Source organism: Porphyromonas sp., from assembly GCF_030529325.1.
Lineage (GTDB): Bacteria > Bacteroidota > Bacteroidia > Bacteroidales > Porphyromonadaceae > Porphyromonas_A.
Genome location: NZ_JAUMXC010000015.1, coordinates 26069 through 48527, shown reverse-complemented (window position 1 = coordinate 48527; position 22459 = coordinate 26069). Strand labels below are relative to the sequence as shown.

Here is a 22459-nt window from a genome sequence, read left to right as displayed (position 1 = left end):
TGGTGCGAAAGGAGATAAGGGAGACTCGGGTGCTAAAGGTGACCAAGGGGACACCGGCAAGGGTGACAAGATTGAAATCAGGGATGGCTATTGGTACATCAATGGTGAAAATACCAACATCCTTGCTCGAGGAGAAAATGGTGTAGGTAAGTCTGCTTATCAACTTTGGGTCGAAGAAGTCAATGCCGGCAATATAACCAAGGACGGAACTGTATGGCCCACCGATAGAGTATCTCTTGGAGACTTTTGGGCATATCTAAAGGGTAAAGACGGCGAAAATGGCATCGGGGGTGGTACGCCTTATGTCGAAACTGAACTCAAAGTGTTGTCATTTCGTGAGAAGCCTATGGATGCAGTAGGCCCCATACGCTATGCAGAAGTCAACATCAAGACGGAGCCTGACGCAAAGGTCTTCTATCAGAGTTCAACTTCTTATAAGGATGATGCTCCCGGTGACGATGATGAACTCGCTGTCGAGATATATACAGAAACAGCTGATAATGACGGACGTTGTACAATCATCGTGCCCGTGGCTTCAAAAGATCATGTTGTGCACATTTGGGCTGTGGCAAAGAACAAAATGCCTTCTCCTCAGCAACATTTGGGGTTGGGATCCATTGTGTTTGAGGAGAAAAATAAGGTAACTCCATTGGAGATCCTGGTTTTGGTAGACGCGTATGATTACAGACCTAATGAAGAATATAAGGAGTTGCTGGAAGAGCTTGGTCTCGATGATCCAGAGAAGCTCACTTTTGGTAAGATCGCTCTTGTGGTAAAGTCAGAAAAAGGGAGCACAATCAACTATAGAAAAGTTGAAGTAAATATTGTCTCTCCGGTTAAAACTCTATATGTTTCGAGAGATGATGGTGTTTGTGTTGTTTACCTAAGTAGGGCTGAATATGTAGATGTTATTTGGAATGTCTGGGCTACAAGTCCTGGAAAAGTTCATTCTCCCAATCAGATAATCAGACTTAGTGAACCCCCTTTATAAATTATCCGGAGAATAAATTATGATAAAGAAATTTATACTGATACAATTATTTCTTTGGACTTTTTTAGGAATTGCTGCGCAAGATGCCAATATGATTCTTAATCAAGTCCATGACAGGAAAAGCCGGGAGATCGGTCTCGGAGGCAATCTCCTTAATATAAGCAGGATGACTTTGAGCAACTATAACTCTTCCGAAAAAGGTGATGCCTATACCCTTCGTCTGCACAATGTCATGTTTGGAGGCAATCTCTACGTGGCTCATGAACTTACACCTTGGCTTTATGCCGACTTGCAGGCGACACTTGGGAGAGTGACCGCGATTGTCGCGGACCGGAAGGAGGCCGAGAGATTTTTCGGTCTCGGAGGGTTGGGCTTGCAATTCCGCCTCACCCCTCTTTTCAAGAAGAAATATGTAGAGCCTTACTTCCGCATCGGAGCAAACTATATGTACAAGGAGTTCGGACTTGCCAAGCAAGGCAGTCTGCCCAACTTCCGCAATGACGAATTGCGTTGGGGACACTCCGACGCTTTCAATAAGGAAGCCAACATGGAACGCCACCTCTTCCTGCCTTCGGTAGGTTTTGGAGTCAATAGTTGGTTCAACGACCGAGTAGGCTTCGGCATCCAAGGTGACTACATGACCTCTTTGGGTGCAAAGCGTCTCAGCTTCCCACAGGTGATCGCGAGAGTCATGATACGATTCGGCAGTACAAAAGAAGCTGCACCACGGATTGTCTACCGCGAGCGTGTGGTACGAGAGACCGTTCCTGTCGAAAAGGAAATCATCAAGTATGTCGAAAAGGATTGCGATCCGTTGTACAAACTCTTCTCCAATATTACGTTCGAGTTTGACCGTTATGAGATCACTCCTGAGTCGGAGCCGCTTTTGGACGAGATCGCAAAGATCCTTAAGGGTATGCCCGAGAGCAGATTCCTCATCACCGGTCACACCGATGCCCGAGGATCTGTGGCATACAACGAAAGGTTGTCGGCTCGTAGAGCCGAAGCCATCGTGCAAGCCTTGGAAGGTAGAGGGGTATTTAAAGATATGCTCAAGAGTCGTGGCGCAGGCAAGCGCATTGCAGCCATTCCGGCATCTGACACCCACGAAGTGAGAGAAGGTGACCGCAAGGTAACCATCGAACTCATCGTGCGCATGCCTTACTGGAACAAACTACCTAAGAGGGGATATTGATAAAACCTGGTAGATCAAAGGGGAGGAGAGGTATTCTCCTCCCTTTTTCGGTCTATTGTCGTTTTTTTATAGATAAATTGTTGTGGGATAGGTAGGTTATCAAGAAAATATTCTTACCTTTGTGCCTCGATAAACAATTTATCATTATTAACTTCATAAAAGCATTATGATGAACAATTACGAAACCGTTTTCATTTTAACTCCCGTTTTGTCTGAAGATCAGATGAAGGAAGCGGTAGATAAGTTTGCAGGTCTGCTTGAGTCAAATGGCGCAGAGATTGTGAACCGTGAAGAGTGGGGTCTACGCAAACTTGCTTACCCTATTGCAAAGAAGTCTACCGGTTATTACGTATTCCTTGAGTTTAAGGCAGCTCCAACTGTCATCAACACTCTTGAAGTAAACTACCGTCGTGATGAGAAAGTCCTGCGTTTCTTGACTTTCCGCCAAGATAAGTTTGCTCACCAATACGCAGAGAAGAGAAGATCACTAAAGTCTAACAATACTGTAAAGGAGGATAAGTAATCATGGCAGCACAAAACTCAGAAATCCGTTATCTAACTCCTCTCACTGTAGACGCACAGAAGAAGAAGTATTGCCGTTTCAAGAAGGCAGGTATCAAGTATGTGGACTATAAGGATCCTGAATTCCTCAAGAAGTTTATCAACGAGCAAGGAAAGATCTATCCACGTCGTATTACCGGTAACTCTCTCAAGTTCCAACGTCGTGTAGCACAAGCTGTAAAGCGTGCACGCCACTTGGCACTTCTACCATACGTGGCTGACTTGATGAAGTAAGCCGTTGGTGGTAGATTAAGTTATTTAAGAACAGGAAAATTCACCTATAAAGGAGACAGAATATGTTAGTTATTTTGAAAGAAGACATCGCTAATCTGGGCTTCAAGGACGAAATCGTCGAAGTAAAACCCGGATACGGCCGCAACTTTCTAATCCCAAGAGGTCTTGCAGTCATCGCCTCTGAAAGTGCTCAGAAAGTATTGGCTGAAAACCAAAGACAACGTGCTCACAAGTTGGCTAAGATCAAGGCTGACGCTGAGGCTGTAGCTGCCAAGATGAATGGTGTGAAACTTACTATCGTAGCTAAGACAAGCTCTACAGGTACTATCTTTGGTTCTGTAACAAACATTCAGATTGCGGAAGAACTCAAAAAACTTGGTTTCGAACTTAACCGTAAGATGATCCATGTTGCAAACATCAAGGAAATCGGAAACTATGTTGCTAAGGTTCGCCTTCACAAGGATGTAACTGTCGAAGTTCCATTCACAGTCGAATCTGAAAGCGGAGTAGTTGCTGCTCCTGCAGAAGCTCCCGTTGCTGAGGAGCCTTCAGTAGCTGTAGAAGAACCTGCATCAGAAGCGTAATAGAAAAAACCACACTTTATAAAATCAACAGGGGTGCCAAGACGTGAGTCTTGACACCCTTGTCTTTTTGTGTCTGAGAAGCTGAGGGGTGATGCTTTCGAACTCTTTTGTTGTTTGCTTCATAGGGTGTCAGAAGGGATAGATGATGCTACCATGATGAAATGGATTTATTGAATCAGCGATCGGATGTGCTTTTAGAAGTTGGGTAACTGTTTTTTATAAATATTTTTCTCGGAAGTGGTTTATTTATTTAAACATATATGTAGATGTTTTGATAATTGTGTTTTATGAATTCCTCATCAAGAGAACTGCGTTGTTTTAACATAAATGCTCTTTGTCCATAAAATCACCAGATTACTATATGGTACGATTTTTCGCTTATTCATTGGTTAAAAATCAAGGGATAGTATAAATATTCATCGAAAAAAGTTGTATTATTGACAGAATAAGTGTTTATTTGCATACGGAGTTTTCGATATGTATTCATCTGAATTGGTAGTTTGCATAACGTATTTAAACTTATTTTAACCAATGCAATGTGTAGATGACAATCCCAAGGGGAGGCTTTGTGTATGAACACCGTAGGGATTATATGGAGTAGACTAATCAACAACTCAAATAGAGAAATATTAACCCAAAAAGTCCGTTTTATGAAAAGAATTACATTGCTTTTAGCTTTCCTTGTGATGAGCTTGGGTATGGCGATGGCACAGTCTCAGGTCGAAGTATCTGGTACTGTTACCTCTGCTGAAGATGGCCAGCCTATCATCGGAGCTACCGTAAGAGGTAAGACCTCCAAGAAAGGTGCTCGCACCAATCCGGAAGGTAAGTTTAAATTTACTGTTCCACAGGATGAAAAAGTCCTTATTGTATCTTTCGTGGGTATGCAAACTCGTGAAGTCGCAGTTGGAAAAAATCTGAAGATTGTCCTTCAACCCGAAGCTACAGCTCTTGACGAAGTTGTGGCATTTGGTTATAGCTCCGGTACCAAGAGATCATTTACAGGTTCTGCGGTAACGGTGAAAGCCGAGGCTATTGAGAAAAAGAACGTTGCGAACGTTACACAGGCTCTCGCGGGAGAGGTGCCTGGTGTTAACGTTGTCAATACCAATGGTCAGCCCGGTACTGAAGCAGACCTTTATGTAAGAGGGGTCGGCTCTGTAAATGCCGGTAGATCCCCGCTCATCGTTGTTGATGGTGTGCCTTTCTCGGGTCAAACAGCTTCTCTCAACCCTGCAGATATCGAGTCTACTACACTTTTGAAGGATGCTGCATCTACATCAATTTATGGAGCCAGAGGTGCCAATGGTGTGATCGTCATCACTACAAAGTCAGGTCGTAGCGGCGCAATGAATATCAGTGGAGATATCAAGTATGGTGTCAATTCCGTTTGGTTGCCACGTCACGATATCATCAAGTCTCCGGATGAATACCTTGAAATGGGTTGGTCCGGTTTGCATATGTTGGCAATGCAAAGAAAAAAAGATCCTCTAAGCGATGCAGAGGCACGAGTATGGGCGTCTAACAACATCTTTGGAGAATCCGGAATCAACACAAAGTATAACTATTACAAGGCAGAACCTAACGCGGTTATAGATCCTACAACCGGTAAAGTTTTTGCAGGATTGGAGCGCAGATATACCCCTGAAGTTTGGGAGGATGAGGCTTTCCAAAGCTCCAATAGAACAGAAGGCAACTTGCAACTCTCCGGAGGTACTGATAAGATGAGAGGATTTATGTCTGTCGGCTACCTCTCTGACAAGGGTATCAACAAGGGATCTGACTTCAGTCGTATCACAAGTCGTCTAAACGTTGAGATGAATCCTTATACTTGGATGAAGGCTAAGGCTTCTTTGTCTTATGCTAACTCTGCATCAAACAGTTCCGGGCAGTCAGGATATTCTTCTGCAAACCTTTTCCATTTCGTGGATGGTATGCCTCCTATTTATCCTGTTTATACGAGAGACAAGGAAGGTAATAAGATCATGAGCCCATACTTTGCCAACCAGTATGAGTTTGATTATGGTGATGGTCGTGGTTTCTCGGGACGTTCAAATGGTTTGGCAGATGCTATTTATAACACAAATAGAACCGAGCGTAACGAGGTGACTTACAATGGTAACGTTGTTTTGAGATTTTTGGATGGTTTTACTTTTGAAAATACATTAGGAGGAACATTCTACAACTCTTTCAACAAGCAGAGAGGTAACAAATGGTACGGAGATTCCGGAAACTCAAAGGGAACCATCTACCATGTTATGACCAATCTTGCTACATACAACTTCCTTAGTATTCTTCGCTATACAAAGAAGTTTGACAAGCACTCGATTGAGGCTTTCGGAGCTCACGAAGCAAACTATTACTCTTTCACACGTGATGCTGTTCTTAAGAGGAATCTTGTTGATCCATTCAATGATGATTTGAGCAATGCGATTGCTTTTGATACTCCTCCTACAGGACGTACAGATACGTATAGACTTGAAAGTTACTTCGCTCAGGCAATGTATGACTATGCCAACAAGTACTTTATCTCCGGTACATTCCGTCGAGATGGTTCTTCTCGCTTCGTCAACAATAAGTGGGGTAACTTTGGCTCTGTGGGTTTAGCTTGGGAAGTCTCTGCCGAGGAGTTTATGAAGGACATAAAATGGCTTCCATTCCTTAAGCTTAAAGCAAGTTATGGTACACTCGGTCAACAGGATGGTATTGGTTACTATGCGGGTAGAGATCTTTATGACATCAAGAATGATGGGGGAAATCTTGCACTTGCCTTAGATACTAAGGGAAATCCCGATTTGACATGGGAAAGGTCAAGCATGCTTCAGCTCGGTGTCGAGTTCAGTCTTGGCAAATATCTCACCGGTAGTGTGGAGTATTATAACAAGATATCCTCCGACTTGATCTATGACAGACGTGTTGCCCCATCCAATGGTTATGCCATCATCAAGGTAAACGATGGTCGCCTCCAAAATCAGGGTGTCGATATTGACTTGACTGCTCAGCTTTTGAAGACTAAGGATTACTTCCTTGATCTCAAAGTTAATGCCGGATTCTTGTCCAACAAGATGCTTAGAATGCCTATAGAACCATCTACAGGTGAGCCTAAGTATATCGATACTTCTGTGGGTGGATATGGTCGTCAGAAAGGAAGATCCCTTTTTGACTACTACATGAGAGAGTATGTAGGGGTCGATGACGAAACCGGTCTTTCTCAATGGACAATGTACTTCTGGGATAAGGATGAAGATGGCACTTTCTCTAAAGGTGATGCTCCTATCGGAAGTTATGAAGAGTTCTTGTATAAGAATCCTGATGCTAAAGTCGGTAAGTCAGTGACTTCTGTATATCAGGATGCCAGCCAGTTCTATATCGGCAAGAGTGCTCTTGCTACTGTCCGTGGTGGTGTCAGCTTGGCAGCCGGATTCAAGGGTCTTGAGCTCAACCTCCAATTCATCTATAGCTTGGGTGGTTATGGTTATGACGGCGTTTATGCGACTCTTATGGATAATGAGCAAGTCGGTAAGAGCAACTGGCACGTGGATATGAGAGACAGATGGACTCCTGAAAACAAGACTTCAGATATTCCAAGACTTAATAATGGATTGGACAGTAATGTTGCCTCGAGATCTTCTCGTTTCTTGACTTCCAACTCGTTCCTACATTTTGCAAATGCAAGACTTGGATACAATATTCCTAAAGAATGGCTGTCTGCGGTCAATGTGAAGAATCTAAAAGTTTGGGTGTCCGGTGATAACCTTGCATTGTGGAGTGCAAGAAGAGGTTTCAATCCATCCACATCATTGTCCGGAGGCTCTTCAACTCTTACATATAATCCTATGACCACTGTAACTGCAGGCTTAAGCATCAACTTCTAAACACATTTGAAACTATGAAAACAAGATATTTTATACTATTCATTACTGTGGGCTTGATGCTTTCGGGATGTAAAAAGGACTTCCTCGAAACAGAGCCGACAGAACAAGTATCAGGGACAAAACTCCAAAAAATGTCAGAAAATCCTGCCATTGCTGCAGAAATTATAGAGGGCCTTATCCCAGGTATGTACTCATGGCTTTATACTCCGAAAGCCGGGGGGACTGCAGGTGACGCAGATTTTGGACAGAGATCTATAGATCTCTTTACGGATATCCTTTGCGGGGACTTTATAAAGACTGCAAACGACTACGGTTGGCATGGTGACCTCCAGAGGTATAAATCAACAGTAGACTATACAAACATCAACCACTATACACCTTGGAGGTATTATTTCCGTCTTATCTTTACGGCTAATGGTATTATCGATTCTATGGGTGGCGCAGATGCAAAATTTGAGGCCTCGCAGACATCTGCAAGACATCAGATGGGTCAGGCGTTGGTGATGAGAGGTCACGCTTACTACTATTTGGCACAGCTATTCGCTCCCGAATATCGTCCGAACGATCAGTTGTGTCCTATCTATACGACTACCGTTAAGGTAAACAACCCTGTTTCTACACAGAAGGAAGTTTATGATCTTATTATCTCTGACTTGGAGAAGGCAAAAACTCTCCTTGCTGACTTCCAACGTGCAAACAAGTCTCAGTTTAACGCTGACCTTGCATCTGCATTCCTTGCTCTTACTTATGCAGCAATGGGACAATACGATAAGGTTGAGACTTTGACTGCGGAGTTGATGGCGAAACCCGACTATGCTCCTATGACTGCTGCGGAAGTCGTTTATGATCCGGTGACTAAGACCGGAGGTGGTTTCAATGATGTCAATGTGAAGGATGTTATGTGGGGTACAGACATCAATCCTACTATGAATATTGGCCTTTACTCTTGGTGGGGACAGTGCGACATCTTTACATACTCATACGCTGTTGCAGGTGAGCCTAAGTGCATCGATGACAAACTTTATGACTCTATGAGACAGGATGATGTTCGTAGAAAACAATTCGGAGACCTTAGAAAAAATTTCGGAAGCGAGGCTTTCATTAATGTCCCTTATAACAAGTTCTTCCACGCGGACAGAAAGATCTCAGGCCAGAGAGCAATCGATGCGGACTATATCTACATGAGAGTCAGTGAAATGCATCTTTTGAATGCTGAGGCAAAAGCATTCTTGAACAAGGATGATGAAGCTAAGGCTGTTCTTAAGAACTTCCTAAAGGAAAGAATCACAGACCTTTCTTATCTTGATGCTCTTACAGGTCAGGCTCTTAAGGATGAAATCTACAAGCAGTTCAGACTTGAGTTTGTCGGCGAAGGTAAGTCTTACTTGGCTTTGAAGCGCTTCAAGGCAACAGTACACACCGGTAAGATTCGTTTCGATGCAGAAAATCGTGAAATCTCTATCCCTTACGATGATAAGAGGATGTATTTCAAGATTCCTGAAAATGAAAGACTAAACAATCCTAACTTGGGACTTAATCTATAATTAGAGGTTTAGTTTAAGAGTTTTCTAAATTAAAAGCAATGGTGGTAAGTCAGTCAAATGACTTGCCACCATTTTTTCTTGGGGTTATGCTGTGAACTGCGGAAAACCCTGTTGTATGGAGGATCATTTGATAAACGATTGGGGTAGGATGTATATCTCCCGAAATTCACGTGCCTACCTTGATGAATGAGGTTGTCTAACTTGATGTGTCAAGTCGGACAACCTTTTTTGCCTCTTCAGGAGAGGAGGCAAGCCGCGATATTGTGAAGGGGTGAGCTGATTTTTTTGAGTGATGAGAGACGAGATATGAGTGGTGGGGAATGAGAGATGGGAATGAGTGATCGGGCGAGAATCACGAGTAGGTAGGGATAAGATATTAGAATGAGTGGTAGGATGTGAGAGATATGGATGAGTGACGGGGATCGGGATATGTAGATGTGGGGAGGGTAGGTTTATGTCATTGGGGTAAATCCTATTGGTCGACTTTCTATCATTTATCGTTATAGCCGTCGGTGTTGAGTAGAGTGGGGCTTTTCTGTGACGAACAGTCGGTATTTTTTGCTACCTTAGTCATTAAATAAGCATAAGGGTATATGAGAATAGGCATAATTACTTCGGGGGGAGATTGTCCGGGTATAAACGCAACGATAAGGGGAGTAGGTAAGACTGCCATGGTTGCTCATGGCATGGAGGTCTTGGGTTTTCATAAAGGTTTTTCGGGAATCCCTGCGCACAGTTATGAAGTCCTTGATATGGATAAACTGAGTGGTATCCTACACTTGGGTGGGACTATTCTCGGCACTTCTCGTGAGGGACGTGTGGGGAAGGCATTATTGCAGGATGAGGCTTTTGCCAACGAGTTTTGTCGTGCTTATCATGACTTGGGCCTTGACGCTATCGTTGCCATCGGAGGCAATGGTACGATGAAGACTGCCAAGATCGTCTCGGATCTTGGTCTGAATGTTGTCGCTATCCCAAAGACCATAGATAATGATGTCTGGGGAACTGATGTTACTTTCGGATTTGACACGGCTGTAAGTATTGCGACCGAAGCTATCGATCGTCTGCACAGTACGGCGGCTTCGCACAATCGCGTCATGGTAGTCGAGGTCATGGGGCATCATGCAGGCTGGATTGCTTTGCATGCCGGTATGGCCGGAGCTGCCGATGTGATCCTTTTGCCTGAACTTGGTTTTGACATCGAAGAGATCAAGACTGTCATCGTCGATAGAGCTCGGGCAGGCAAGCGTCACTCCATCATCGTGGTGGCCGAGGGTATTGAGATCAATGGGAAAAAGCGTCCGGGTCACAGACTCAGTAAGATACTTTCGGAGGAGACTTCTATCGAGTGTAGAGAGACAGTGCTTGGTTATGTCCAACGTGGGGGAGCTCCATCTGCAACAGATCGCAATCTCGGTACTCGTATGGGAGGACACGCGGCTCAACTCGTCGCTCAGGGTCAATTCGGCGTGATGGTGCGTATGCACAAGGGGGCACTCAGTCACATCGCACTGTCGGAAGTTGCCGGACGGCTTAAGTTGGTCGAGCCGGACAATGAGCTCATTGTACAAGGGCGTCGTATGGGTATTTCGTTCGGACTTCCGAGGGAATGAGTTTTTTTGTTTCCTGTAAACAGTCCTGGTTGTGGAGTTGCATTTTGGCATAGAGTATCATGTCTTTGATACAGACAGCCGACTCGTCTGGGTCGGGGAGTTCTTTTTCGATGAGGAAGGGGAGAGTAGGCATGAGCGTTTTTCCATGAGTCAAGACGCCGGGTTGTGGCGTGTGTCCATTCCGAGAGAGAGCTTTCCTCCAAACAGTAAAGGCTTCACCATAAGGTATAATTACAGGCTTGAACGTTCGGATATTCCCGTCCGTTTTGAGGCCCCCGTGGCACATACACTGCGTGTTGATGATGACTCTTGTGAGTTTTTGTCTATACACGATCGGTGGATAGACGAGACTCCGGCTCACCGGATGAGGAGAGAGCCCGTCTCTACTCTTTTTGGTCTCAAGGATAATGCGCCCTCTTCGCCTATATCCCTGAGAGACAAGGCGAAGGTCGTTGCAGTGCACTTCCCCCATCTTTGGGAGGGGGAGCTGATAGTCTGTGGGGCATCCGAGTCTCTCGGCTCGTGGCAACCTGACAATGGATTGCTTTTGGCAAGATGCGAAGATGACTATCACTTCACTTGCCCCGATGAAGATACTTGCTATAAATTTGTTTTCCGTCAAAAGGATGGTTCTTATCTCTGGGAAGTAGGGGATAACAGAGCTCTTTCTTCCCATGACGCCTCCGACGTGAGGTATGTCGATCCTCCGCGTTTTGAGGTGGATATGTGCCGATTGCCTCATCAGCTTGCAGGAACAGTCCTTCCTTTGTTTTCTATCCGTACAAGTCGATCTTACGGTGTCGGAGATCTTAGAGATGCTCAGACTCTTTTGGAGTGGCTGCATAAGACCGGCCAAAGGGTATATCAACTTTTACCTATATATGACACGGCATTCACCGGTACTCTGAGGGATACTTATCCATACAACAGTGTGACGACTTACGGGCTCAATCCCTTGTATCTCTCTGTCGAGGAGCTCCCTTTCTTTGAGACTTCCCCTGAAGTCAAAAGCTGGAGAGAAACAGCCTCCCAACTCAATGCTCTACCCACGGTAGCTTATCTTGAATCATTGAACTTGAAGTGGGAAATCATCAAGTATTGCTTTGACCGGTGGTATAGATACAAAGGGTATGAATCGTCTGACTTTCTGAATTTTTGGACCGAGGGAGGTGACCAGTTGACGGCATATTGTCTTTTCTGTACACTAAGGGAGCGACATCCTCGTAGGGAAGTCACTTCTTTCCCCGAGTATCACAGGGTCTTGGCTCAGTGGACTTCCTGCCGGAAGGTTGAAGATCTCGAGGCACATACAGAGGTGATGCTCCATGCTTTTGTGCAATATCATCTTTATGCTCAGTTGAAGGCATTGCGCTCCAAGGCCGATGAGTATGGTATCCTCCTCAAGGGAGATTTGCCAATAGGTGTGGGATACAACAGTGTTGATGTTTGGGTCGAACCACTTCTTTTCAATACCGATCGGAACGCAGGAGCTCCTCCAGATGCATTCTCAGAAAAAGGTCAACTTTGGGGCTTCCCTACGTACAATTGGGATGTCATGAGTGCCGATGGGTACAAGTGGTGGCGTAGGCGTCTCTCTACAATGGGGAAGTACTTTCATGCTATACGGATTGATCACATCCTTGGCTTTTTTAGGATTTGGAGTGCACCGCGGGGAGAGTCAGATCCTTGTCTCGGGCATTTTGCACCGGCTCTGGGTTACTCGGCTGAGGAGCTTGTCGAAAGGGGTATCATGTCTCCCGAAATCTTGAGTGATGAGGCGCAGCCCGATCATCGCCTGCTGGTACGGGATGATTTGGGGTACTATCATCCCCGAGTCATGCTTTCACGAGTGATCCATAATAGTGAAGTCGGAGAGGAAACGGCTCACGCTCTCATGTCGCTCCATGATGAGTATTACTATTATCGCAATGAGGAACTGTGGCGACAGACTGCTCTTGAGCGTCTCCGAAGCCTGATGACGGCATCGGATATGCTCCTCTGTGCCGAAGATCTCGGTATGTTGCCCCGTAGTGTGGGCGAAGTATTGTCAAGTTGTGAGATCCTTTCGCTTGAGATCCTTCGCATGTCCAAAACACCATCTCATGCCATTGTCTGTAAGGATCATATCCCTATGCTTTCGGTCTTGAGTACTTCCACTCACGATATGCCGGCATTGAGGGAATGGTGGGAAAATCTCTCTTCACAAGAGCAACAAGAGATCAAGGCTTTTTACCTCTCGGATCAGCCTTTTGCTCCGGATGCTCTCATCGCTTCTCTCTTCCGGACTTCTGCCCTCTTTGTCATCCTTCCTCTTCAGGATTGGAGCGTATTATCCGGATACGGCTCTACTGTCTCTCCTTGTGACGAGCGTATCAATATTCCTGAGGATGCTCATCATATCTGGAACTACCGTATGTATGGTTCGGTCGAGGAATTGATGGATGATGCAGACCTGACTGTAAAGATAAGAGCCTTGACGCAATGAAAGTCCTTTTGATCAATACATATCTCCATGGTGGGGGAGCTGCCGTTGCCTGTCGGAGACTGTTGGAGGCTTTGAGAGGTGTCGGTGTCGATGCCCGTATGCTCGTTGCTGCTCCTGCAGATGGAGTAGAGGATAAGTATATAACCTCCTTTTATCAAGGTTTTTGGGGTAAGTTGAGGTGGAAGACTGCCTTTTTCTCCGAGCGTCTTATGCTGTTGCCTCATGTCGGCTATGACCGGAGTCGATTGTTCAAGTTTTCCCCCGAAGATAGTGGTACAGATATCTCCCACCACCCGTGGGTGGAGTGGGCAGACATTATCCATGTGCATTGGGTCCAGCACGGTTTTCTTTCTCTCCGAGGTCTTGATGCCATTATGCGCACGGGGAAGCCTGTCTTTTGGACCCTTCATGACCTTTGGCCTATTACGGGCGGATGCCATATCCCATACTATACTCATCAGGGGCAGACCCGGTGCTGTGAAAAGTCTTCAAGCCATTGCGGAGACTGTCCTATGCTTTCGACTCAAGATAAAAATGACCTTGCATGGCGACAGTTTGAGCGCAAAAGCCTTCTCCCTTATTCCGATATCCATTTCTTGGCAGTGAGTCAAGATGTTGCTTCCAAGGTCAGTAGTTCCGGACTTGCCTCCTCCGCAAGAGTCTCTGTCGTGCCCAATATGATAGATACTTCTATCTTTTACCCACGTGTAGGGGAGGGTTCGAGCTGTTTTCAAATGCTTTTTGTTGCAGCTCGACCCGATGATCCGATCAAGGGTTTGGAGCTCTGTAAGGAAGCTCTCATAAAGGTATGCGAGATATCATCTGACTTTGCCCAAAAGGCTACGTTTGTCTGTGTCGGGACTCCTAAAAGTCCTCATGCTCTTGAGGACTTTCCGGTCTCTGTCAAGAGCCTTGGAAATATCTCATCCCCTGACCAATTGGCATCTTTATACAGCAGTTCTCGTGTGACTCTTTCGACCTCTCTTTTTGAAACTTTTGGTCAGACCATCCTTGAGTCCATTTCTTGTGGGACTCCGGTGTTGGCTTTCAGAGTCGGAGGTGTTCCGGATATTATCCGAGAGGATGCAAGCGGTATCCTTATCCCCCCTTATGATACCACAGCAATGGCGCAAGCTCTTGTGAGACTATCTGATACTCCGGATCTTTTGGGTGATAGAGAGCATATCAGTGCGACTGCGGCACCTTTTCACTCCGATGCCGTTGCTGCTCAGGTCAGGGAGCTCTACAGGCTTGCCCTTGAGAGTAGAGCAGAACGTTGACGAACGTACAGAAGGCGACAAATCGAAATCTCTAACTTGATGCGCCATGTTAGGCAACTTTGGGAGAAAATCATGACATACGGAGCATGGCTCTGATTCCGTAGGAGTTGAGACAAAAGAGATATGATCTTTCAGGTCAATCCGATATCATTTTAGGTGCAGATATTTTATCGATATTCATGGCTGATTCGTATTAAATATTTATATTTGTTGTGTCTTATTAACCAATAGTCCATAGGGATGAAGCTTTTTTGGAGCGCTTTAGTTGCTGTTTTATTGTTTCTAATGGGCTGTGCGGAGACCAAGCAGATTGAGGAGTATTCTGTGAAGAAAACTGTGCTCGAGGAATTGGGTTTCCGTGGCAGGGTCAGGTCGTGCATAGTGGAGACCTTTTCTGCTGTGGGTACTTACGGGTCTGCCGAAAAGACATTCTCCCGTGGCTATAAATACTACGCCTACAATGAGGAAGGTGCTCCGACACTCGAGGTCAATTCGGAGGGTTACAGAGATCGCTATCGTATCACTTATACTTATGGCGAAGATGGCAGAGTCGTAAAGACGACCAGACACTTCGCTTTTGATGGCGGTTCCAATGTCGATACTTTCACCTATGACGAGAGAGGAAATCTCGTGTGTAAGGAACGTCGTAAGGTCGATGGTAGCTCTGTCAGCAAAGATCATTTTATCTACGATAAGAAGGGACGCCCCATAGAGACAGTCTACTACGATGAAAATAGTAAAGTCGTGGGACGTCATACCATTTCGTATGATGAGGATAATAATATCGTGAGGGAGTCAAAGTTTGATGCTAATGGTATGCTTGAGGAGGAGATCTGTGATACATTCAGCGGAGAGACCAAGGTCGAGTGCATCAAGATGGAGTATCAACGTGACGGCTCCGGTTACAAAGAGCGTACTACCTACAACAATAGTGGGCAAGTGACCATGATCGAAAGCTATCGACTGCCGGAGGATACCATCAGCAGTCGAGAGGTCCACATATACGATGAGAAAAATAATCTCACTGAGATCATCACCTATGAGTGTTGCTCTGACGGTATGTCTCTTGTGAGTCAGATGATCAGTTATAGATACGATGACAAAGGCGAAATGGTGGAGGAGGCTCTTCGCTCAAGTGATGGATCATTCAACTTCTCTAATACCTTTGTCTACAGCTATGATGAGTTGGGCAATTGGATACGACTCATTGCCTATCGGGCTTCCTCTGATGGGGAGTATATCCCTGACTATATCATAGAGCGCAGGATAGAGTATTATCCCTGAGTGTCCGCGATACGTCTGTGATGATTGCGCAGGCACTCCTTGATGAGGGGTATTTGTTTTTTTAGCTGTTTATACGAGCCGATAGTTATCCTTATAATCGGATTGCTTTGGAGCTATTTGAAGAGAAACACGATGATAATCAGAAGACATAAATGCCCAGATACTGAGACTGTATGAGAGCCCCTTACGGGTGTGCTTTTCTTATGGTCGGTATTTTATATGTCCTGATTTGGAAAGAACGTCATAGAAAGTCCGCGACCAATGCCCTGATGGCGGTCGCTTTTTTGAGCCCGACTCACCGAAGGTCGCTCCACAAGGCCTGATGTGAGTTGGGCTTCTCCGATATCACTTCCTGTTTGTCTTGGAGTCTCAGATAAGGGGACGCGAAAAAGAGTGTGAAAATCTCAGAATTGGTTTGTGGTTGGGTCAATAGCCCCGATCGATCTTCTATCCGTGCTCATAGAAGTGGAGCAAACAAACGCATGATCGATTCTGCTAATCTTGTGCCAAATGATCGGCGTCTCCACGTGCGAGGGGTGAGAGTCATGCAATGTTTGAGATCTTGTACAAAGAGCTCCTTCATCTCTGCCGTTACTGTATCGTCATAGATGCATCCGGTGATCTCAAAGTTGTGCTCCAGACTGCGGAAGTCCATGTTGGCCGATCCCAATATCGTAAGGTTGTCATCGATGATCATCAACTTGGAGTGCAAGAAGGAGCGTTGGTATCTGTATACCTTGACTCCGGCTTCGAGCAGGTCTGCTATGTATGAGTCGCTTGCGAGCCGTACGGTCTTGCTGTCTCCCCTGTGAGGTATCATCAGGCGGACATCGATGCCCGAGAGGGCTGCTCCCGTAATAGCCTTGAAGAGTGAATCGTTGGGCAGGAAGTAAGGAGTCTCTATCCATACAGACTTTTGCGCACAACTGATGGCTCTGGTAAGGGTCAGTAGCAGGGTGCGCCATGGACCTGTAGGGCCGGACTGAAATATCTGCATGGGTATGTCTTGAGACGCGGGTATGACCTCCTCATGTGCGGGGGAGTGATAGACATCTATGGGCAGGATGCGTTGCGAAGCCACATACCAGTCCGTCATGAATGATGCCTGAAGACCATTGACGGCAGGGCCTGTGATGCGTATGTGTGTATCCCTCCATATCCCGAGTTCGTTGCCTATGGTGTATCTGTTGGCGATATTCATCCCTCCTATGTAACCTATCTCTCCGTCTATCACAATGACTTTTCGGTGATTACGGTAGTTGGCCTTGCTTGTGAGTATCGGAAATACCACGGGTAAAAAAGGATAGACTTCGACCCCCTTTCGTTTCATGTTTCGGAAAAAGGAGTTGGATGCCTCCCAGCTACCCACGTGGTCATAGATGACACGCACCTTGACACCTTCTGCAGCTTTCATGATTAGCAGATCAGAGAGAGCCTTGCCCGTGTCGTCGTCGGAAATTATGTAGTATTGGATGTGTATGTGCTCCTTAGCACGAAGGACATCCTCGTAGAGTGCATTCATCTTCGACTGTCCCTCCGTAAATATTTTCAGGGTTTGGGCCGATAGAATGGGGGAGTTGGTTTGAGTTTTTATGAGATGAGAGATCGGACAGTTGTGTCTATGTATGAGCTCTTTATGTTTTGCATTGGTGTTGTTGCCTATCGGTATCCGAGGCACGGCATTGTTCGTGATCCTCCGGTAGGCCTGGCGCGATAGTAGTCTGATCCTGCGATTATCCCTCCCGAAGAAGAAATATGCCACCAATCCCACTGCCGGCAACAGTATGAGTATAACGACCCAACCAATAGCCTTTATCGGATTGCGGTTTTCAAGCACGACAAGGAGAATGACACTGAAGATAAGTGTCACATATAATGTCCTCCAAAAGACCTCATGGGATAGTGTGGTCACGATCGGATCTATAAAACTCTCAATAATAGTGAGAAACATCGTGAGGGGTAGTGTTGAAATGTTGCTGTATCTTCACAATACTGTTCTACTCGTTGCAAGTTACATATTATTTTCGTTAAAATGTTGTTTTTTGTGCTTGAATCTGAGAATGTGGATTTTCTATGTTCTTAGATAAGAGGTGTTTTTGGATGATTATATTCTTTTGGAAGGGGTTGCGCTTCTCCGTTTTTTTGTAACTTTAGCGAAGTTTTTAACTGAAGATTATATACTAACCACTACAAAAGAGAGTATTATGAAACTACCTTATGCTGAACCGTATAAGATTAAGATGGTAGAGCCTATCCGTGTCTCTACAAGAGAGGATCGTGAACGATGGATTCGCGATGCTAAGTACAACCTCTTCATGCTCAAGAGCGATCAGGTATTTATCGATCTCCTTACTGACTCCGGTACAGGAGCGATGAGTGACCGTCAGTGGTCAGCTATGATGCTTGGTGACGAAAGCTATGCAGGCGCATCAAGCTACTTCAACATGAAGAAGGCAATCAAAGACATCCTCGGCTTTGATTACTTCTTGCCTACTCACCAAGGTCGTGCTGCAGAAAATGTCCTTTTCTCCACTATCGTAAAGAAAGGTGACATCATCCCCGGTAACTCACACTTCGACACAACCAAGGGTCACATCGAGTTCCGTCAGGCTTATGCTCCCGACTGTACCATCGATGCTGCTGCGGACACTCAACTCGAAATCCCATTCAAGGGTGAGATGGACCTCAACAAGCTCGAAAAGATCCTTAAGGAAACTCCAAAGGAAAAGATCCCTTGCGTAGTCCTCACCGTGACCAACAACACTGCAGGTGGTCAGCCCGTATCTATGAGGAACATCCGTGAGACTTCTGAGCTTTGCCGCAAGTATGGTATCACTCTCCTCCTTGATTCTGCTCGTTTTGCAGAGAACGCATACTTCATCAAAATGCGTGAAGAAGGTTATGCTGACAAGACCATCAAGGAAATCGTACGTGAGATGTATTCTTACGCAGACATCATGACTATGTCGAGCAAGAAGGATGCTATCGTCAATATGGGTGGTTTCGTTGCCTTCAAGAGCGAAGAGCTATGGCGCAAGTGCCAGATGTTCTGTATCATGAACGAAGGTTATATCACTTACGGTGGTATGAGCGGTAGAGATATGAACGCCCTCGCTCAAGGTCTTGACGAAGGTACAGAGTTCGACACTCTCGATGCCCGTATCCGTCAGGTGGCTTATCTCGGTTCTAAGCTTGATGAGTATGGTATCCCTTACCAACGCCCTGCAGGTGGTCACGCTATCTTCGTGGATGCTAAGCAGATCCTTACCAACGTGCCTAAGGAACAGTTCATCGCTCAGACACTTGGTATCGAGCTTTATCTCGAAGCAGGTGTCCGTGGTGTGGAGATCGGCGCTATCCTCGCTGATCGTGACCCTGATACACGCGAAAACCGTTATCCACGTCTCGAGCTCCTTCGTCTTGCTATCCCACGTCGTACATACACCAATAACCATATGGACGTTGTAGCTGCAGCATTCGCTAACGTAAAGGAACGTGCAGCAAGCATCACTAAGGGCTTCACCATCACTCACGAACTTCCTGTGATGCGTCACTTCACTGTGGAACTTGAGCGCGTGAAGTAAACCGCATCACAATATACATCATACAACGACAAGGGGCATTGTCATCCATCCCGGATGATAATGCCCCTTTGCTTTTCCCAATGCTACCACGCCGGTCTTAGGGTGGTACTCAATGCAATTCGGGGTCTTCTCACAGAGCGAAAGTCGAACGCTTCAAAAAAGGTTGTCTAACTTGATGACGAAGGTTGTCTAAGTTAATGAAACAAGTTAGACAACTTGATTTCGAGCTTTAGGCATTGTTTGTTCGCGAGCCTCCACTCTCGGCGTAAGGATTTCAATGCTGTCTTGCTGAGGCTTTTTGTCTGCGGGGGATAAATTTGTAACTTTGTGGCTCGAAAATAGATAATTCAAATACTGATATATAATATATGGCACTACAATGCGGTATCGTCGGTCTTCCTAATGTGGGCAAGTCGACGCTTTTTAATTGCCTTTCCAACGCTAAGGCTCAGTCTGCAAATTTCCCCTTCTGTACCATCGAACCCAATGTCGGCGTCATCACCGTTCCCGATGAGCGTCTCAACAAGCTTGCTGAGATCGTTCACCCTCAGCGCATTGTCCCTACGACAGTTGAGATCGTGGATATTGCCGGTCTTGTCAAGGGTGCAAGCCGTGGCGAAGGTTTGGGCAACAAGTTCCTTGCCAACATCCGCGAGACAGATGCTATCATCCATGTCCTCAGATGTTTTGAGGACGACAATATCACTCACGTCGATGGATCGGTCGATCCGGTGAGAGACAAAAGTGTCATCGATACCGAGTTGCAACTCAAGGATCTTGAGACTGTCGAAGCTCGTATCCAGCGTGTCGAAAAGCAGGCCAAAACAGGTGGAGACAAGCAGGCTGCTCTCCTTTTTGGTGTCCTCAGTCGATACAAGGAGGCTTTGGAGCAAGGCAAGTCGGCACGTACCGTGGAGTTTGACACTCCTGATGAAAAGAAAGCTGCTCGCGAACTGTTTCTCCTCACCGCAAAGCCCATATTGTATGTCTGCAATGTCGATGAGGCATCGGCTGTAACCGGCAACGAACATGTTGAGGCTGTGCGTAAGGCTGTTGCAGACGAAGGTGCTCACATCCTTGTCGTGGCGGCGAAGATAGAGAGCGAAATTGCCGAGCTTGAGACTTACGAAGAGCGTCAGATGTTCCTCGAAGAGATCGGTCTCAAGGAGTCCGGCGTCTCTCGTCTCATACGTGCGGCTTATGCTCTTCTCAACCTCGAGACCTACTTCACTGCCGGTGTGCAGGAAGTGAGGGCATGGACATACCTCAAGGGCAGCAAAGCCCCTCAGTGTGCAGGCGTGATACATACGGATTTTGAGAAAGGATTTATCCGTGCCGAGGTGATCAAGTATGATGACTTTATCCATTATGGCTCGGAGAATGCAGTGAAGGAGGCCGGCAAGATGGCCGTCGAGGGTAAGGAGTATGTCGTGCAGGATGGGGATATCATGCACTTCAGATTCAACGTCTAAGAGTCTCCATATATAAAATTGAAAAGAAAGGCAACTTCGCTACACAAATGCGAAGTTGCCTTTCTTTTTTCTGCATCATGGTGACTGTTATCCTCGAAGTCGGTCGGGGGCGAAAAGTCATCTGACTCAAAGACACAAGGTCAGCACATCAATGCACCAACACAGGTGCCTCGATTTTGAACGCTTAGCTACTTGTTGGTATATATTTTCTTTGTGTCGTAAGGGGGTGGTGATTTGGAGAGCTTAGAGTGGGGAATTTGTAGCAATCCTTCTCCTTTCGGAGGGTGAGTGAGTTTTTGGGGTACTTTGAAGGTGTGTTTTTAATGTAAAATATACTGTTGTGAATGTGTAATAAGTAAAAAAATAGACTCAATAGGGTGTTAATTGTAATATGGAGATTGCATAATTCAAAAAATATACCTACTTTTGGGGATGGAAATAAAATGGTAAAGATGTGTGCCTCTTTTGAGACTTTTGAAAGTGGTGATATTGGAACCAAAATATTGAATATCTGACAGTAACAAACGTAGGTCAAACGCCTTTGATGGAAGCATTCTATAAGATACACAGACAGCTCTTGGAGCATCGTCCTAAGCACGTGAGACGTACGCTGATGGATGAGCTTGATCCTACACATCGATTTATCTGTGTGAGGGGTACAAGAGGTATCGGCAAGACATCATTTTTGCTTGACTATGTTGCCGAGCATTACAGTCCTGCATCCGAGGAGTGTCTGTATGCCAATCTCAACCACTTCTACTTCTCAGAGCATACTCTGTATGACTTCGTGAAGGCCTTTGTTGCGACGGGTGGGGAGTTGCTTTTGCTTGATCAGATATTCAAGTATCCCAACTGGTCGGCAGAGTTGCGCAGATGCCATGAGGAGTTTTCTGCTCTTCGCATCATCTTTGCCGCTTCGTCCGTGATGTGCATGGCTGAGGAGGCTGACTTCATCAAAGTTTATGACCTCAGAGGTTTCTCGTTTAGAGAGTATTATGGGTTTGTCAATAATGTTGAGCATCCCGCATATTCCCTTGAGGATATACTCTGCCATCATGAAGATATAGCTGCTTCGATAGCCAACGAGTGTCATCCTTCGGTGGCCTTCAATGACTATCTCAAGCAGGGCTTTTACCCTTTCTTTCAGGAAAATGTCGCTTCTTTCGGGGAGATGCTTGTCAAGACGATGAATATGATCCTCGAGGTCGATGTTGTCTACATCCATCAGATCGAACCGGCATACCTGTACAAGTTGCGTAAGCTCCTCTATCTCGTCGCATCGAATACTTCAAATACCACTAACGTATCGATGATGAGCAAGGAGATAGGGACTTCCCGAGCTACGGTGATGAACTACCTCAAGTACCTCGCCGATGCCGGTATGATCACGATGCTCTACAAGTCGGGAGAGGAGTATCCCAAGAAGCCCCATCGTCTGTATCTCAACAACACAAATATAGCTCATACGCTATCTCTCCAAGAACCACAGATGGATGAGCTCCGCAAAATATTCCTCCTCAGTCACCTTACCCCTCATTACTCTGTGAGTGCAGGAGAGACCGGAGGAGTGGACTTTGTCGTGGACGGACAGTATGCACTCCGGGCTACGGACATGATGCGGAGGAGAGGCGATACGAGCACGTACTTTGTCGTGGATAATCTCACCGTAGGTCACGGGCGTCAGATCCCATTGTGGCTTTTCGGTTTTTTATACTAAAAAAACAAACAAAATAATAACCGGACTGCTTCGGTAGTCC

The 22459-nt window shown here is 45.8% G+C and carries 14 protein-coding genes and 1 pseudogene; 14 read left to right on the top strand and 1 reads right to left on the bottom strand.

Annotation, left to right across the window (positions count from 1 at the left end; translation table 11 throughout):
* The 11 genes and pseudogenes from Q4A14_RS03925 to Q4A14_RS03875 form a co-directional block, all read left to right on the top strand.
* Window positions 1-991, top strand: a pseudogene (locus Q4A14_RS03925) (hypothetical protein); the annotation flags it as partial.
* 19 nt (window positions 992-1010) lie between these two features.
* Entirely contained in the window at window positions 1011-2186 is a 1176-nt protein-coding gene (locus Q4A14_RS03920; protein ID WP_303170081.1) for an OmpA family protein, read from the top strand.
* A 169-nt stretch (window positions 2187-2355) separates the two neighbouring features.
* Window positions 2356-2709 carry a 30S ribosomal protein S6 gene (gene rpsF / locus Q4A14_RS03915; RefSeq protein ID WP_303170084.1) on the top strand — a complete coding sequence of 118 codons (354 nt, stop codon included), beginning with the start codon at window positions 2356-2358 and terminating at the stop codon, window positions 2707-2709.
* Between the two features lie 2 nt (window positions 2710-2711).
* The gene (gene rpsR, locus Q4A14_RS03910; RefSeq protein WP_303170080.1) at window positions 2712-2981 is read left to right on the top strand and encodes a 30S ribosomal protein S18; all 270 of its coding nucleotides are present in this window, start codon (window positions 2712-2714) and stop codon (window positions 2979-2981) included.
* Window positions 2982-3043: 62 nt separating this feature from the next.
* Entirely contained in the window at window positions 3044-3565 is a 522-nt protein-coding gene (rplI, locus tag Q4A14_RS03905; RefSeq protein WP_303170079.1) for a 50S ribosomal protein L9, read from the top strand.
* A 650-nt stretch (window positions 3566-4215) separates the two neighbouring features.
* Window positions 4216-7440, top strand: coding sequence for a SusC/RagA family TonB-linked outer membrane protein (locus tag Q4A14_RS03900; RefSeq protein WP_303170077.1), 3225 nt, complete (start codon window positions 4216-4218; stop codon window positions 7438-7440).
* A 14-nt stretch (window positions 7441-7454) separates the two neighbouring features.
* Window positions 7455-8984 (top strand): RagB/SusD family nutrient uptake outer membrane protein, encoded by a 1530-nt coding sequence (locus Q4A14_RS03895; RefSeq protein ID WP_303170076.1) that lies wholly within the window; start codon window positions 7455-7457, stop codon window positions 8982-8984.
* A gap of 593 nt (window positions 8985-9577) precedes the next feature.
* Entirely contained in the window at window positions 9578-10597 is a 1020-nt protein-coding gene (locus tag Q4A14_RS03890) for an ATP-dependent 6-phosphofructokinase (RefSeq protein WP_303170074.1), read from the top strand.
* A gap of 31 nt (window positions 10598-10628) precedes the next feature.
* A complete protein-coding gene (locus tag Q4A14_RS03885) occupies window positions 10629-13082 on the top strand; it encodes a 4-alpha-glucanotransferase (RefSeq protein ID WP_303170073.1) in 2454 nt (817 codons plus the stop codon).
* Complete coding sequence (locus tag Q4A14_RS03880; protein ID WP_303170071.1) at window positions 13079-14362, top strand: glycosyltransferase; 1284 nt, start codon at window positions 13079-13081, stop codon at window positions 14360-14362. Before Q4A14_RS03885 ends, Q4A14_RS03880 begins: the two co-directional genes overlap by 4 nt.
* A 240-nt stretch (window positions 14363-14602) precedes the next feature.
* Window positions 14603-15646 carry a hypothetical protein gene (locus tag Q4A14_RS03875; RefSeq protein ID WP_303170069.1) on the top strand — a complete coding sequence of 348 codons (1044 nt, stop codon included), beginning with the start codon at window positions 14603-14605 and terminating at the stop codon, window positions 15644-15646.
* Between the two features lie 457 nt (window positions 15647-16103).
* On the opposite strand, the gene cls is transcribed toward Q4A14_RS03875, so the two are convergent.
* Window positions 16104-17597 carry a cardiolipin synthase gene (gene cls / locus Q4A14_RS03870; protein WP_303170067.1) on the bottom strand — a complete coding sequence of 498 codons (1494 nt, stop codon included), beginning with the start codon at window positions 17595-17597 and terminating at the stop codon, window positions 16104-16106.
* Window positions 17598-17850: 253 nt separating this feature from the next.
* Here cls and Q4A14_RS03865 point away from each other — a divergent pair, with 253 nt between their 5' ends.
* The 3 genes from Q4A14_RS03865 to Q4A14_RS03855 all read left to right on the top strand — a co-directional run bounded on the left by Q4A14_RS03865 (window position 17851) and on the right by Q4A14_RS03855 (window position 22419).
* Window positions 17851-19230, top strand: a complete 1380-nt coding sequence (locus Q4A14_RS03865) for a tryptophanase (RefSeq protein ID WP_303170066.1) — start codon at window positions 17851-17853, stop codon at window positions 19228-19230.
* A gap of 368 nt (window positions 19231-19598) precedes the next feature.
* Window positions 19599-20702, top strand: a complete 1104-nt coding sequence (gene ychF / locus Q4A14_RS03860) for a redox-regulated ATPase YchF (protein WP_303170064.1) — start codon at window positions 19599-19601, stop codon at window positions 20700-20702.
* Window positions 20703-21246: 544 nt separating this feature from the next.
* Complete coding sequence (locus Q4A14_RS03855; RefSeq protein WP_303170062.1) at window positions 21247-22419, top strand: AAA family ATPase; 1173 nt, start codon at window positions 21247-21249, stop codon at window positions 22417-22419.
* Window positions 22420-22459 lie beyond the last annotated feature (40 nt).